16 protein-coding genes are annotated in these 13798 nt (G+C 65.9%); 11 read left to right on the top strand and 5 right to left on the bottom strand.

What is annotated here, in order from left to right:
• Positions 1–179: 179 nt before the first annotated feature.
• Both J5T34_RS15660 and J5T34_RS15655 read left to right on the top strand, forming a co-directional pair.
• Positions 180–389: a stability determinant gene (locus J5T34_RS15660; RefSeq protein ID WP_208580529.1), complete on the top strand. Its 210-nt coding sequence runs from the start codon at positions 180–182 to the stop codon at positions 387–389.
• Positions 390–433: 44 nt separating this feature from the next.
• Positions 434–730: a type II toxin-antitoxin system RelE/ParE family toxin gene (locus tag J5T34_RS15655; RefSeq protein ID WP_208580528.1), complete on the top strand. Its 297-nt coding sequence runs from the start codon at positions 434–436 to the stop codon at positions 728–730.
• A gap of 28 nt (positions 731–758) precedes the next feature.
• Here J5T34_RS15655 and J5T34_RS15650 read toward each other — a convergent pair whose 3' ends face one another.
• Positions 759–1730: a magnesium and cobalt transport protein CorA gene (locus J5T34_RS15650; protein ID WP_208580527.1), complete on the bottom strand. Its 972-nt coding sequence runs from the start codon at positions 1728–1730 to the stop codon at positions 759–761.
• Between the two features lie 187 nt (positions 1731–1917).
• Here J5T34_RS15650 and minC point away from each other — a divergent pair, with 187 nt between their 5' ends.
• From minC to J5T34_RS15630, 4 genes are all read left to right on the top strand, one after another.
• Positions 1918–2685, top strand: coding sequence for a septum site-determining protein MinC (gene minC, locus J5T34_RS15645; RefSeq protein WP_208580526.1), 768 nt, complete (start codon positions 1918–1920; stop codon positions 2683–2685).
• Positions 2686–2746: 61 nt separating this feature from the next.
• Positions 2747–3559 carry a septum site-determining protein MinD gene (minD, locus tag J5T34_RS15640; RefSeq protein ID WP_174106089.1) on the top strand — a complete coding sequence of 271 codons (813 nt, stop codon included), beginning with the start codon at positions 2747–2749 and terminating at the stop codon, positions 3557–3559.
• 15 nt (positions 3560–3574) lie between these two features.
• Positions 3575–3829: a cell division topological specificity factor MinE gene (minE, locus tag J5T34_RS15635; RefSeq protein ID WP_006578294.1), complete on the top strand. Its 255-nt coding sequence runs from the start codon at positions 3575–3577 to the stop codon at positions 3827–3829.
• Between the two features lie 339 nt (positions 3830–4168).
• A complete protein-coding gene (locus J5T34_RS15630) occupies positions 4169–5287 on the top strand; it encodes a porin (protein WP_208580525.1) in 1119 nt (372 codons plus the stop codon).
• A 13-nt stretch (positions 5288–5300) separates the two neighbouring features.
• Here the strand turns inward: J5T34_RS15630 and J5T34_RS15625 are convergent, their stop codons facing one another.
• Entirely contained in the window at positions 5301–6029 is a 729-nt protein-coding gene (locus J5T34_RS15625) for a hypothetical protein (protein ID WP_208580524.1), read from the bottom strand.
• Entirely contained in the window at positions 6026–6721 is a 696-nt protein-coding gene (locus tag J5T34_RS15620) for a response regulator transcription factor (RefSeq protein ID WP_208580523.1), read from the bottom strand. Before J5T34_RS15620 ends, J5T34_RS15625 begins: the two co-directional genes overlap by 4 nt.
• A gap of 300 nt (positions 6722–7021) precedes the next feature.
• Between J5T34_RS15620 and J5T34_RS15615 the strand changes: the two genes are divergently transcribed.
• Together J5T34_RS15615 and J5T34_RS15610 are read left to right on the top strand one after the other, a co-directional pair.
• On the top strand, positions 7022–7714 hold the full coding sequence (locus tag J5T34_RS15615; RefSeq protein WP_208580522.1) for a response regulator transcription factor: 693 nt from the start codon (positions 7022–7024) through the stop codon (positions 7712–7714).
• Positions 7715–7724: 10 nt separating this feature from the next.
• A complete protein-coding gene (locus tag J5T34_RS15610; protein ID WP_208580521.1) occupies positions 7725–8519 on the top strand; it encodes an aquaporin in 795 nt (264 codons plus the stop codon).
• A 40-nt stretch (positions 8520–8559) separates the two neighbouring features.
• On the opposite strand, the gene J5T34_RS15605 is transcribed toward J5T34_RS15610, so the two are convergent.
• Together J5T34_RS15605 and J5T34_RS15600 are read right to left on the bottom strand one after the other, a co-directional pair.
• On the bottom strand, positions 8560–9552 hold the full coding sequence (locus tag J5T34_RS15605; protein WP_208580520.1) for a Bug family tripartite tricarboxylate transporter substrate binding protein: 993 nt from the start codon (positions 9550–9552) through the stop codon (positions 8560–8562).
• A gap of 118 nt (positions 9553–9670) precedes the next feature.
• Entirely contained in the window at positions 9671–9904 is a 234-nt protein-coding gene (locus J5T34_RS15600) for a hypothetical protein (protein ID WP_208580665.1), read from the bottom strand.
• A gap of 268 nt (positions 9905–10172) precedes the next feature.
• On the opposite strand from J5T34_RS15600, the gene J5T34_RS15595 reads away from it, so the two are divergent.
• The 3 genes from J5T34_RS15595 (at position 10173) to J5T34_RS15585 (ending at position 13751) form a co-directional block, all read left to right on the top strand.
• Entirely contained in the window at positions 10173–11384 is a 1212-nt protein-coding gene (locus J5T34_RS15595; RefSeq protein ID WP_208580519.1) for a hypothetical protein, read from the top strand.
• A gap of 141 nt (positions 11385–11525) precedes the next feature.
• A complete protein-coding gene (locus J5T34_RS15590; protein ID WP_208580518.1) occupies positions 11526–11963 on the top strand; it encodes a CBS domain-containing protein in 438 nt (145 codons plus the stop codon).
• 288 nt (positions 11964–12251) lie between these two features.
• Positions 12252–13751 carry an MDR family MFS transporter gene (locus J5T34_RS15585; RefSeq protein ID WP_208580517.1) on the top strand — a complete coding sequence of 500 codons (1500 nt, stop codon included), beginning with the start codon at positions 12252–12254 and terminating at the stop codon, positions 13749–13751.
• The last annotated feature ends 47 nt before the right edge of the window (positions 13752–13798 follow it).

Here is a 13798-nt window from a genome sequence, read left to right as displayed (position 1 = left end):
TTGTTCACCACACGGGCAGCTTGCGCGGACCCGGCCACCACCATCGCAATGTCGCGCCCCGGCACCGGGGGTGGTGGCCGGTTTTTTTGGAAATGCTGGGCTCCACCCGCCCAGCCATGTACAGGCACGAAATGAATTCGAGTACGACTGCACGACTGGGCGGCTTTATACTGCCCCGCATGAGCGACGCAAGTCTCCCCTCCCAGCCGGAATTCAGGAGCGCCGAACAAGAAGCGGATTACGACCGCTGGTTCCGTGCTGAAGTCGAGGCCGCCGTTCGGGCGGCCGATTCCCCCGACGCCGCATTCATTCCGCATCAGGAAGCGATGGCGCGCATCCGTGCCCGCTTGCTCAAGATGGGTGCCACCGGCTCCGACAAGCCACAGTAACGCCCTGCCCCACCTGCCGCGATCGCCCAGTACAAACCTGGCAAATGCCTCGGGTCAATTGGCTCGACTCCGCGCTTGCGGACCTGGAGCACATCTTGTCCCATATCGCCGAGCACGATGCCCAGGCGGCGTATTCGCTATACCAGAACATTGATCGAATGACGGCTGCCTTGCCGGATCGTCCGTTTCTGTATCGCCGCGGCCGTGTACGTGGCACCCGCGAGTTGGTCATCCATCCGAACTACTACGTGGTTTACCGGCGCGTCAGCGCAGAGATACAGATACTGCGTGTCATGCACTCTCGTCAGCAGTATCCCAAGCGAGTGAAACGTTGCAGCTGATCGCGTTATCGTGTGAGGCCACGCCGGCTCACACCCACCCCGCCCGATGCAACTTGCGCCAGAGCGCCGTGCAGGCCAGCGCGGTACCGGCGATCACGGCCGGATAGGCGAGCGGGAATTTCAACTCCGGCATGTATTCGAAGTTCATGCCGTACAGGCTGAACACCACGGTAGGGATGGCCAGGATGGCACCCCAGCCGGCAAGCCGCTTGACCACCTCGTTCTGGCCGACGGTGACCAGCGCCAGATTGACCTGCACCGCGGTGGTCAGCATCTCCCGCACGACGTCGAGCGTTCGCAGCAGCCGGTTGGCGTGGTCCTCGACGTCGCGGAAATAGGCCCGCAGATCCTTGGGCACCAGGTCCTCGTGCAGGCGGATCAACTGGCCGCACATCTCCTCGATCGGATAGACGGCATTGCGCAGCCGCAGCACCTGCCGCTTGATGTGGTACAGCCGTTCGATGGCGGTGCGGTCGAACTGGTCGCGGAACAGGCCCTGTTCGAGCTGCTCGAAGGTGTCCTCCAGCCGGTTGACGATCGGCATGTAGTGATCGACGACGAAATCCATCAGCGCGTAGAGCACGTAGCCGGGGCCGTTGGCCAGCGCGTGCGGCTCGTGTTCGCAGCGATCGCGCACGGGCGCGTAGGCGCTGCTGGCCCCATGGCGGACCGATACCACGTAGTTGGGGCCTACGAACAGATGCGTCTCGCCGATCTGGACGCTGTCGTCGGCCAGCTGCGCGGTATTGAGCACGATGAAGACGCTGTCGCCATAGGACTCCAGCTTGGGTCGCTGGTGGGCGTTCAAGGCGTCCTCGACCGCCAGATCGTGCAGGCCGAATTCGAGCTGCGCCTGGCGCAGCAGCGCAAGATCCGGTTCGTACAGGCCCAGCCAGACAAATGTGCCCGGCGTCTTCAGTACCTCGCTGATGTCCTCCAACGGGACCTCGCCCAGCCGCTTGCCGCCGCGGTAGGCCACGCAATTGACGATCGCACCCATGAACGCTCCTCGGTCAGGATGCGCAATCGTAACAAGCGGCAGTGCGCTGGAGAACGAAGGTCGACCTGAGGGCGAGCGCGACGATCCTCGTTCCCGACGTCGCGCCGTGCAGGTCACCTGATCGACAATTGTTACAGTTAGCCGGGAAGACGCAGTTAGAATGCGATATTTCCACGCTTACCCGGCTATGTCCCAGAAGAAATCGCCACACTTCGAGCTGCGTAGTGGCAATGTCGACGCCCTCCTTCTTGCGCTCCATACCGCGGATACCTCGGCGCTGCGAGACGATCTGCTGTCGCGCTTCGAAGCCACCCCCGATTTCTTCTCGAACGACGTCATCGCGCTGGACCTGCGCTCGCTGCAAGACGACCAGCGGCCGGAACTGGGCGCGGTGATCGACACGCTGTCCACGCTCAAGGCCCGCGCGATCGGCGTGGTGGCACGCCAGGAGCAGCACGACTGGGCCCAGGCCTGCGGACTGCCGATGCTCGACAGCCAGAGCCGCCGCGGCAACGGGCGCGCCGCAGCCGCCCGCGACGCGGAGCAGGCGGCGGCCAGCGAGTCTGCCGCTGCCGCGCCAGCCGCAGCCCCGGTCGCCACGCCGGAACCGCCGCGGGCCGCCACGACGCTGCTGATCGACAAGCCGCTGCGCTCGGGCCAGCAGATCTACGCGCACGGCGACGTCGTCATCATGGACGTGGTCAGCTTCGGCGCCGAGGTCATCGCCGAAGGCAATATCCATATTTATGCCCCGCTGCGCGGCCGTGCGCTGGCGGGGGTCAAGGGCAATCCGGACGCGCGCATCTTCTGCACCTGCCTGGAACCCGAACTGATTTCGATCGCCGGCATCTACCGGACCGCCGAACAGACCCTGCCGCCCGACGTGCTGGGCAAACCCGCGCAGGTCCGGCTCGCCGACGAAACCCTGATTCTCGAGCCGCTTCGCATGAAGTGAGTCCGGCCGAGTTCCGCAACATCGCAGCGCAAGCTTCAACCCTATTACTGGACCAAGAGCCATGGCAAAAATCATCGTTGTGACCTCCGGCAAGGGAGGCGTCGGCAAGACCACCACCAGCGCGAGCTTCGCCGCCGGGCTGGCCCTGCGCGGCCACAAGACCGCCGTGATCGACTTCGACGTCGGCCTGCGCAACCTCGACCTGATCATGGGTTGCGAGCGCCGGGTGGTCTATGACCTGATCAATGTGGTGCAGGGCGAAGCGAACCTGCATCAGGCGCTGATCAAGGACAAGAAGTGCGAGAACCTGTTCATCCTGCCGGCCTCGCAGACGCGCGACAAGGAAGCGCTGACGCACGAAGGCGTCGAGAAGGTGATCAAGAACCTGATCGACATGGACTTCGAATACATCGTCTGCGATTCGCCGGCGGGCATCGAAACCGGCGCGCTGATGGCGATGTACTTTGCCGACGAAGCACTGATCGTGACCAATCCGGAAGTCTCGTCGGTGCGCGACTCCGACCGGATTCTGGGCATCCTGTCGTCCAAGACCAAGCGCGCCAGCGAAGGCGAGCCGATCAAGGAACACCTGCTGATCACGCGCTACAACCCGAAGCGGGTGCACGGCGGCGAGATGCTGTCGCTGACCGATATCCAGGAAATCCTGCGCATCAAGCTGATCGGCGTGATCCCCGAATCCGAGGCAGTGCTGCACGCCTCGAACCAGGGCACGCCGGCCATCCATCTGGAGGGCACGGACGTGGCCGACGCCTATGGCGACGTCGTGGACCGCTTCCTCGGCAAGGAAAAGCCGATGCGCTTCGTCGATTATCAGAAGCCGGGCCTGCTGTCGCGCCTGTTCGGCAACAAGTAAGGAGGGCTCATCCCCATGTCGATCCTGTCCTTCCTGCTCGGGGAGAAAAAGAAATCCGCGTCGGTCGCCAAGGAGCGGCTGCAGATCATCCTCGCCCATGAACGCACCGGCCATTCCGCGCCGGCCGACTATCTGCCGGCACTGCAGCGCGAGCTGGTTGCCGTGATTTCGAAGTACGTGAAGATCGGCGACCAGGACCTGCGGGTCAGTCTCGAGCGCCAGGACAACCTCGAGGTGCTCGAGGTCAAGATCGAGATCCCGCAGAGCTGACCTTCCGCGGCGGGACCGCCCGGTCCTGCCGCCCCCCCTTTGGCGGGGTGTCCCGACGCGGATGCCCTGCCCTCCCCGCCTCCTTCCTTTCCGCTTCCCCTTCCGTTCGCCGACGCCCCGGCTGGCGCGACTTTGCACGCCGCAATGCACCATTGCGGGCAACTGTCGCGGCCGGACAACGAAATTGCACCAGCCGCGTCCATTCGGCGCCGCCCGAGCACGGATTGGTGTCGGAACGGGTTACGTTTTGATAAATTTTCGCGGCGTCTACCGACAACGTAGAGCTCATAAATGCCGCCGCGATCCGGCGACAGAACCACAAGACAGAAAAGGAGCACCATGAAGAAATCGGCCTTGACTCTCGCACTCGGCACCCTGTTCGCCGGCAGCGCCTACGCGCAAACCTCGGTCACGCTGTATGGGATCGTCGACCAAAGCATTCGTTACACCACCAACTCCAACGCCAACGACGACGGTCTGGTTCAACTGACCAACGGCGCCATCACCAACAGCCGCTGGGGCATCAAGGGCAGCGAAGCCCTGGGCAACAACCTGAAGGCGATCTTCCAGCTGGAAAACGGATTCGACCCGGATACCGGTCGCGCCAACCAAGGCGGCTCGCTGTTCGGTCGCCAAGCCTACGTGGGCCTGAGCGGTGATTTCGGTACCGTGAAGCTGGGCCGTCAGTACACGGAGGGCTTCAACTTCTTCGGCGATTTCGACCCGCTGACCATCGGCAACTACACGGCCAATGCGTGGCCGTTCTTCCTGACCCAGTTCCGCAACAATAACGTCGTCAGCTATGACGGCAAGTTCGGTGGCCTTAACGTCGGCGCGAGCTACGGCTTCGGCGAAACCCCGGGCAGCATGAGCTCCAATCAGTATTGGGGTGCCCGGGCCGCTTACACGTTTGGCCCGTTTGGCGTGGGTGGCGTGTATCAGCAAGTGCGGGACAGCGCCGGCAACAAGCAGCAAATGTGGGGTGCGGCAGGCAAGTACTCCTTCGGCGCAGCCAAGGTGTTCCTCGGCTATCTCGGCGGCAAGGACAGTACTCGTGTGAGCGTCAATGGCGCGCTTCAAGGCTATGGCATGGTGGATAGCCTGATGAACTGGGATACCAGCCAAGGTACGACGCGAAACGCTATCCCGGTCGGCGGCGATCCGACCGCCAATCCGCGGAAAGACACCATTGGCTACGCCGGCCTGACTTACCAACTGACCCCGGCCCTTGCGCTGACCGGCGCGTTCTACTACGACGATATCGAAAACAAGAACGGTATCGCCGGCAACGACGGCAAGCGCTACACCGGCGTGCTGCTGGCCGAATACGCGCTGTCCAAGCGTACCCAGGTCTACGGTACGGTCGACTACAACAAGGTCAAGGACGGTGCCCGCACCGAACTGCCGGGCAAGAGCAACCAGACCGGCGTGGCCGTGGGTATCCGCCACATCTTCTGATCGGCGTCGTTTCTTACCGATCAACAGGCAGGAAAGCACCTTCGGGTGCTTTCTTGCTTTGGGGCAGCACCAGGCGCCAGATCGCCGCGTCCCCCTCCTTGCGCAACGTCAGCTTGCCGCGGTGGCATCGCATCACGCGCCGCACGAACATTCCAGCCGGCGCACTGCGCGACAGCGCCGCGACGACCGGGCCTGCCGAGGCGACGGCTGTCGTCATCTCGACGCAGCAGACGCAGCCCGAGACGCCGACCCGCAGACGCACGGCCGCGTCGGGCGAGGCATCGAGAATCGCACGGGACAGCAGACGGCTCACGGCCATTTCGAGCATGCGGGCATCCCCATCCACCCATGCGGCGGCAGGCAAGCCCTCCCAATGCAGGGCCACGCCGGTCTCGGCGGCCGCGCTCCATGCCGCATCGACGCATCCCCCAACCAGCGCCGCCAGATCGACCGCTTCGCGGCGATACCGATGAACGGCCTCCTCGATCAGGCAGCCCAGTTCGTCGACCCGGGTCAACGCTTCGCGCGCGTGCGCAACGACCTGTGCGGCGAATGCAGGAGCGGTCAGTGCGCCCGCGCGATACAGGCCGGCGAGGGCCAGCATGTCGGTGGGCGGAACACGAAGATCGTGCGCCACCCCATGCGCGATCGCACGCCATACCGGATCGCCGCGACGCGCCGAACTGCGGGCCCAGCGTCGGCGCCATGCGGCCAAGCGAGCAAACCCATCACGCAAGTTCATGGCACGGACACCGCCTCTAGCCGATAGCCGTGGGTATAGACGGGAATCAGCCGAAAACCGCGATCGGCGCGCAGCCCGAGCTTGCTGCGCACACGGGACATATGGGTATCGATGGTGCGCGACAGTGGGGAGATCTCCCTGCCCCAGACCGCGGCGACGATATAGTTGCGCGCGACGATCCGACCCTCGTTGCGAAACAGCAGCAGGGCCAGGTCGAATTCCTTCGGCGTCAACTCGATCGCGCGGCCGTTCAGCGTGACGGTACGCGCGCCGCTGTCGAACACATAGCCGCCGAGGCTGACGCGGGCGTCCGGGCTGCCGCGGCGGCTGTCGGCACGGCGCAGCAGCGACTGAATGCGCGCGGTCAGCTCCCCGGGCCGGATCGGCTTGACCATGTAGTCGTCCGCCCCGGCACACAAGCCGCTGACCACATCCTCCTCGGCGCCGCGGCAGGTCAGGAACATCACGGGGACCCGCCGGTCCAGGTTGGTGCGGGTCCAATGCAGAACCTCCTTGCCGCTCATGTCGGGCATCTGCCAATCGAGCAGCAACAGATCGAAACTCTCGTCGCGCAAGCGCAGCAGCAATTGCCGGCTCAGACCGAAGCTGACGCAGCAGTGGCCGGCCTCGGTCACGATTTGCTGGATCCACGCGGCCTGCGCGGGTTCGTCTTCGAGCGATGCGATCTTCATGCGCAAACTCCGTTCACGGTGGTGAGCGATCGAAATCCGGCCTGCATGCGACCGGTCCCTTTCCATCGGGCATCGAACCACCCCGCATTAAAGACGGCACGCGGCCGTTTACAAATAGGAATTGCCTCAATTTGAGGTTTCAACAAAATCTCACTTTCGGCATTCCGATGTCTGAACGTACGATGCCTGCGCGGATCGACATTGCCGCGCCAATGCCGGCGGCGCCCGACGGCGCAGGCGAATCCATGCGCTCTCGCGATCCGCGCCATCGAACATCGACACGCGAGGAGAGCAGACGCCATGAGAATCGCCGCGCTGCAGGACGATCCCACGCAAGCCGTGGTGCTGGAGCAAACGCTCAGCCTGCAAGGTCATCGATGCATCCGCTTCCGCGAGGGACGGACCCTGATGATGGCATTGCGCCAGGAAGCGTTCGACATGCTGCTGTTGGACTGGGAGGTGCCGGGCATCGCTGCGCAGGACGTGCTGCTGTGGGTGCGGCGCACGCTCGGCAGCCGCCTGCCCGTGATGCTGCTCGGCCATGCCGCCGAAGAGTGCCAGTTGTGTCGCGGTCTGGTCGAGGGCGCCGACGCATTCATCACCAAGCCGGTGCGGCGTGCCGAACTGGCTGCGCGCGTTCAGGCGCTGGCGCGCCGCATGCTCGAAACCGGCGAAGGATGCTTTGATCTGTCGGTCGGCGCCTACCGCTTTTCGACCAGCGACCGGCGAGCCTATCTGGCCGGCACACCGGTCATGCTGTCGCCCAAGGAGTTCGATCTGGCGATCTTGCTGTTCCAGCATCTCGGCCAGCTGGTGTTGCGCCAGACCATGGTCGACGCGGTCTGGCGCCGCCCGCTGCCGGACGGTTCACGCACCCTCGACAGCCATCTGTCGCGCGTCCGAACCAAGCTGGCCCTGTGGCCGCACAACGGCGTGCGGCTGACCACGGTGTATTCGGCCGGCTGCCGCCTCGATGCGGTCGAGCCAGGTTAAGGAGCGAACCATGGCGTCTCTGGCCAGAAGGCTGCTCGCCGAAGCGGTCGGCACCTTCGGACTGATCTTTGCCGGATGCGGTGTGGTGGTGCTGGCGGGCTGCAAACCGGACACCGCCGCGGACCTGCTGTGCATCGCGCTCGCCTTCGGACTGGCGGCCTATGCCATGGCGCGGGCGGTGGGGCCGATCTCCGGCGCGCATCTGAATCCGGCGATCAGCCTCGGACTGGCGGCGGCGCGGCGCTTTCCGTGGCGCGACGTGATTCCCTACGGCATTGCGCAACTGGTTGGTGCGGTGGCCGCGGCGACCTTGCTGATGCTGGCCGCGCAAGGCCGCCCGGACTTCGCCTTGTCGGCCGACCGCTTCGCCGCGAATGGCTACGGCCTGCATTCGCCGGCGGGCTACGACATGCCGAGCGCGCTGGCGATCGAATTCGCCGCGACCGCGATGCTCGCGCTGGTGACCGCCAGCGTCACGCGCCGGCGCCGCCTGATCGCGGCGGGCCCGGTGGTACTGGGGCCAGCACTGGCGATGGCGCATCTGCTCGCCTTGCCGGTTACCCATGCCGCGCTGAATCCGGCCCGCGCCACCGGCCAGGCGCTGTTCGTGCAGGGCTGGGCCACGGCGCAGCTATGGCTGTTCTGGCTGGCGCCTGCGGCGGGCGGCCTGATGGGCGGGCTGATCGCGTTCTGCCTGCTCGACGAGGATGGCATGCTGACCGAACCGGACGAGCTGACGGCGTTGGCGCGCTGGGCCGCGGCGGAGGCGGCCGAGCCTGGCTGCGATCCGCAGCCGCCGGCCTGAACGCGTGAGCCACCGTGGCACGGCCTACGGCCGCGACGGCTCAGTCCGCCTTGATGCCGGCTTCCTTGACGATGCGGCCGTTGTCGTCGTACTCGGCGCGGATCGCCGCGGCAAATTGCGCGGCGCTGCCGCCCGTCGGTACCTCGCCGCCCTTGAGCAGGCGCTCACGGACTTCCGGCGCAGCCAGCGCCTTGTTCAGTTCGGCATTGAGACGGGCGACGATCGCGGCCGGCGTCTTGCCGGGGGCGAACACGCCGAACGTCGAAGTCAGGTTGGCCTTCGGATAGCCCAGTTCGGCGAAGGTCGGCACATCGGCGAGCGCGTCGATGCGCTTGGGCGCGCCGACCGCCAGCGCGCGCAGGCGGCCCGCCTGCATCTGCTGCGTCAGCGCAGGGCTGGCATTGGTGCTCATCACTTCGAACTGGCCACCGAGCGCATCGTTCATCTGCTGGCCGGCACCCTTGTATGGAATCAGCGTCAGATCGGCTTGCGATTTGGCCTTGATCTGCTCGAGCACGACATGGCCGACCGTGCCGAGGCCCGAGGTCGCCCAGCGAACCGAACCCGGCCTGGTCCTGGCCTGCGCGACCAGATCCTGGAAGGTCTTGCCGGTGAAGCTCGAGGTGGCGACCACGATCACCGGGGAATACATCACGCTCATCACCGGCGCGATATCGCGCTGCGGGTCGTAATGGACCTTGCCGACATGCGGATTCAACGTCAGCGGACTGGTCGACGAGAAGCCGATCGTGTATCCGTCGGGCGCCGCCTTCGCGACCGCGTCCATGCCGATGCTGCCGCCAGCGCCTGCCTTGTTCTCCACCACCACCGACGTTCCCATTTGGTCGGACATCCGCTCGGCGAGCGCGCGGGCCACCGTATCGCTGATGCCGCCGGTCGGATAGGCGACGATCAGGCGAATCGGCCGTGACGGGTAATTGTCGGCGGCGAAAGCTGGTGCGCTGCCGATGGCGGCAAACGACGTGACGGCGGCAAGGGCGGCGAGTCCGGGCAGGCGAAAAGCAAAAGGCATGGTGGCAGGCGACAGGGATTGGATAGAGAGGGATCGCCGGTGTTGACGGTCATAGCCGGCACTACGCCGCCATCCCGGTCATCCGGCGAGCCGGCGCAGGCCGGCGTCGGGCGCTATCTTAGCCCAAGGCACCCGGCCGCCACTGTGGCACCCAGGAGACGAACAACTCGTTGGCCCGATCGTACAGGCGCCAGGTGGTGCCGCACTCGCGGCACTCGAACGTCAGCATGCTGAACGGCACACCGGCCGCGCTCGCGCTGACCAGCGGCGCGGTGTGCTTCAGCGCCAGCCGTTCGTGCGGCTCGCGGCGACGCGCGTCGGCTGCCAGAGCGAGGCAATGGGCGCAGGCCATCGGTACGCCCGTGGCAGGCGATGCATCGCGGAAGCGGGAAGGGACTTCGTTGGCGGACACGGCAGCGGGCGGGACGGCAAGGCCCCGCGATGGAATCGGCAACGCCGCCATGATGCCGCAATTCCCTGGAGCGCTGGCGGCCGCCGCTGCTCAAGATATGTGCCGATGGTTGTGTGAACTCGGCACGAGCCTTGTGTCGGTGTGTCGCTTCACGCGGAATCTGGCAGATTACGAAAGTTCTTTTTGACGAGCTCGTCACACTTCCGCCATGCCTTCACTGCATGGCACTGGCACGACGGCCTCCACGGCGGTGCGCAGCCATGCCTCACTGCCAGACACCAGGCTGCAATCGATCATGCGCGCTCCCCTCACCATCCACCGATTCGCCGGCATCCATGACGTCCGGCAGGCCGTGCACCGCCATCCCGGCGAGCTTCTGCAAACCCTTCATCGCGACGCTTCCCACCACATCGTTCAACTTGGCCGCAACCGTTATCGCTTCGAGCTGTGCCGACACAAGACGGCGCGAATGGAAGGCGTCCTTGTCGAAGTGCCGTTCCGGCAGATGACATGGCGGCAGCAGTTGCTCGCCATCGTGCGGACCTTCTGCAGCGTGCTGCCGTGCGGCTCTGTCCGCTCCGCGCGCATCCGTTACTCGCTGGGCCATTTCAGGCAGCCTGAAGGTCAAGACGGGCTGGTTCCCGAACGGGGCTTTTTCCCTGGCGACAGCAGGCTGACCTGGCTGTACGAACTCTGTCGCGGATTCCGCGCGTCTCCCGACCCGAAACTCGACCTGCCAGCCAGCCTCGACTTCCGCGACGCGGTGGTGTGGAGCGGATATCTGAGTCTTCTGAACGAGCAGTTGTGTGCCTTGCCCGAGACGCTGCGGCTTGACCAGCTCGAGCTGATCCTCGAGCCGCTATGCTCGCTCGCGTTGGCACCCGGAACCGAAGAGCGGACGAAGCGGGACGAAATGGTGGCATCGCTCTGCGACCGATTCGCCAGGAGCCATGACTTCGACATGGCCAAAGCCAAGCGAATCGTTCGACTGATCGCCGGATTGCACGCCGGACCCGCATTCCAGCACTGGCTGGAAAACGGCGCAACCCGGCTGGCCGATGGCCTCATTGCCGCGGTCAATCCTGGCGGCATGGGGCGGCCGGTCACGCCGCTTCCGGATGTTGACCCGAAGACGGCCAGTGGTTTCACCCTGATCAGCCGGCACCTGAGCGATCTCGCCGCCGTCCTGCCCGGCCTGCCGCCGGCCGCAGCCGGGAAAATCTTGGGGGCTATGAGGCACATTGCCGTTCTTCCGGACGGTGACAGAGTGAACCAGATCGAGCTGCAAACGATTGTCGCGCGGGCGCAAGCCCGTGCCACGCGTCCGGAACCCGGAGGGCCCGATGCGCCCGCCCCGCCCCATCGCCCGGCACGCGTGTGGGGCAAAAGAAGCGACATGCCGGATAGCGCACATCACTAAGATTCTTCCCCGTCACCCTGTGACGCGTGGCGATCCTTTGCTAATCTGGAATGGCGTACCGCCGACCCAACTGGCGGACCGCCCGTGGCCGCGGATGCCGGCGCGGGCCGCAGTCCTTCCCGACTCGACCAGGAGTGGATGATGAAAACTGCACGACAGGTCCTTGCGTCCAAATCGACGCAAGCCATCTACAGCATCCAGCCGAGCGCGACCGTTTATGCCGCGCTCCAGTTGATGGCGGAAAAGAGCATCGGCGCACTGCTGGTGATGGAGCACGGCAAGATCGTCGGCATCCTCAGCGAACGCGACTATGCACGCAAGGTCATCCTGATGCAGCGGACGTCCCGCGAAACGCTGGTGCGGGACATCATGACCACCGCCGTGGTCTATGTACGCGCCGACCAGACCACGGACGAATGCATGGCCCTGATGACGCAGCACCGCCTGCGCCATCTGCCGGTCATGGAAGGCGACGAGCTGATTGGCATGCTGTCGATCGGGGACCTGGTCAAGGACATCATCTCCGAGCAACGTTTCATCATCGAGCAGCTGGAGCAATATATCGCGGGCAGCCGCTAGCGCCGGGGCCGTACCCGCGGGCGGCATATTTGGTAAACGCATATAATTCTGCGTTTACTGAATAACAGATGAAGCCGGTCCGTCAGGGCCCGCTTCGGCCGCGCCGTGCGGCCGCGTGCAGCGGCCCAGCAAGCGGCCGCCTGCCGCCGCTCCCCGATGTCTCGCCCCGCCGTTTCCGACCGCCCTACCCCCGCTTCCTCCACCCCTCTCTCCTCGATCCCTTCGTCCGGTACCGCGGTACCGGCATCGGCGCAGACCGTCGTCCCCGCCGTGGAACATCGCGCGATCATGCGCGTGATCGGGGGCATCGTGCTGTGCATTCTGCTCGCCGCGCTCGATCAGACCGTGGTGATTCCCGCCGTGCCGGCGATCGCCGAGGATCTCGACGGCTTCGGCCATCTGTCCTGGATCGTCACGGCCTATCTGATTACCTCGACCGTCACCACGCCGCTGTACGGCAAGCTGTCGGATTCGTTCGGCCGGCGCTGGCTGCTGCTGGTGGCGATCGCGCTGTTCGTGCTCGCCTCGCTGGCCTGCGCGATGGCGGGCTCGCTGCAGCAGCTGATCTTGTTTCGGGCGCTGCAGGGCATCGGCGGCGGCGGCCTGATGTCGCTGGCGCAGGCCGCCATCGCCGACGTCGTATCGCCCCGGCAGCGCGGCCGCTATCAGGGCTATCTGGCGGCGGTGTGGGCCGTGGCGTCGGTGGCCGGGCCGCTGGTCGGCGGCTGGGTGTCGGACCATCTGTCGTGGCGCTGGCTGTTCTGGATCAATCTGCCGCTCGGGCTGCTGGCGATGTGGTTGTGCCATCGCGGCTTGCGCGCCCTGCCCGCCCCGGCCGGCAAGGCGCGCGTCGACTGGGGCGGCGCGCTGCTGCTGACGATGGCCATCGTCTCCTTCCTGCTGGCAATGAGCTGGGGCGGCGAACGGTACGACTGGTTGTCCGCGCCGATGGCCGGCTTGGCGGCGCTGACCGGCCTGAGCGTGCTGGCCCTGATCTGGCAGGAACGGCGCGCCAGCGATCCGATGCTGCCGCCTCGCCTGTTCGCCAACCGCAGCTATGTCCTGGGCGTGGGCGCCTCGGCGCTGGCCGCTTCGGCTTTGTTTCTGTGCGTCTTCGCGCTGCCGCTGCATTTCCAGCTGGTGCGCGGCGCCGATGCGGCAATGTCGGGCATGCTGGTGGTGCCGTTCCTGCTGTCCACCGTGGCGGGCAACTTCGTGGTGGCGATGCTGGCGCCTCGGCTCGGCCGGCTGCGCGGGCTGCTGACGGCCGGTTTTGCCGCTGCCGCGCTCGGCCTGGCCGCGCTGACGACCGCGACGCCGGCCAGTTCGCTGACGCTGCTGCTGGCAGCAATGATCGTGACCGGCATTGGCCTCGGCATCTGCATGGTGGGCACCCTGATGAACGTGCAGAACGCGCTCGAGCGCCGCGACACCGGCGCCGGCACCGGCGCGCTGCTGGTGCTCCGTTCGCTGGGCAGCGCGCTCGGCGGCGCGTTGGCCGGCACGCTGCTGACACTGGCCTTCCGCGGCGCATTGCACGCGGCCGGGCACGACAGCATTGCGGCGCCGCTCGACCTGGGCGCGCTGCGTCATGGCAGCGAAGCGTTCGCCCAACTGGCGCCCGAACTCCAGCATCGGCTGGCCGGCGGCGTCGAGGCCGGCTTTCACTGGATCTTCGCCACCGGCGCCGCGGCGGCCCTGCTGGCGCTCGGCCTGGTCCGGCGTACGCCCGATGTCGAGCTGCGTGGTGCCGTGTCCGATCACGTCAAGCCGCTGGCGATGGAATAACCGGCCGTCGGCCAGCGGTGCGCCGTTGCCCTTGGCACCTTGGCACC

Source organism: Cupriavidus gilardii (assembly GCF_017598945.1).
In the GTDB taxonomy this organism is placed as follows: Bacteria; Pseudomonadota; Gammaproteobacteria; order Burkholderiales; family Burkholderiaceae; genus Cupriavidus; species Cupriavidus gilardii_E.
Note: the sequence above shows the minus strand (reverse complement) of the source record. Positions and strands in the feature narration are given on the sequence as shown.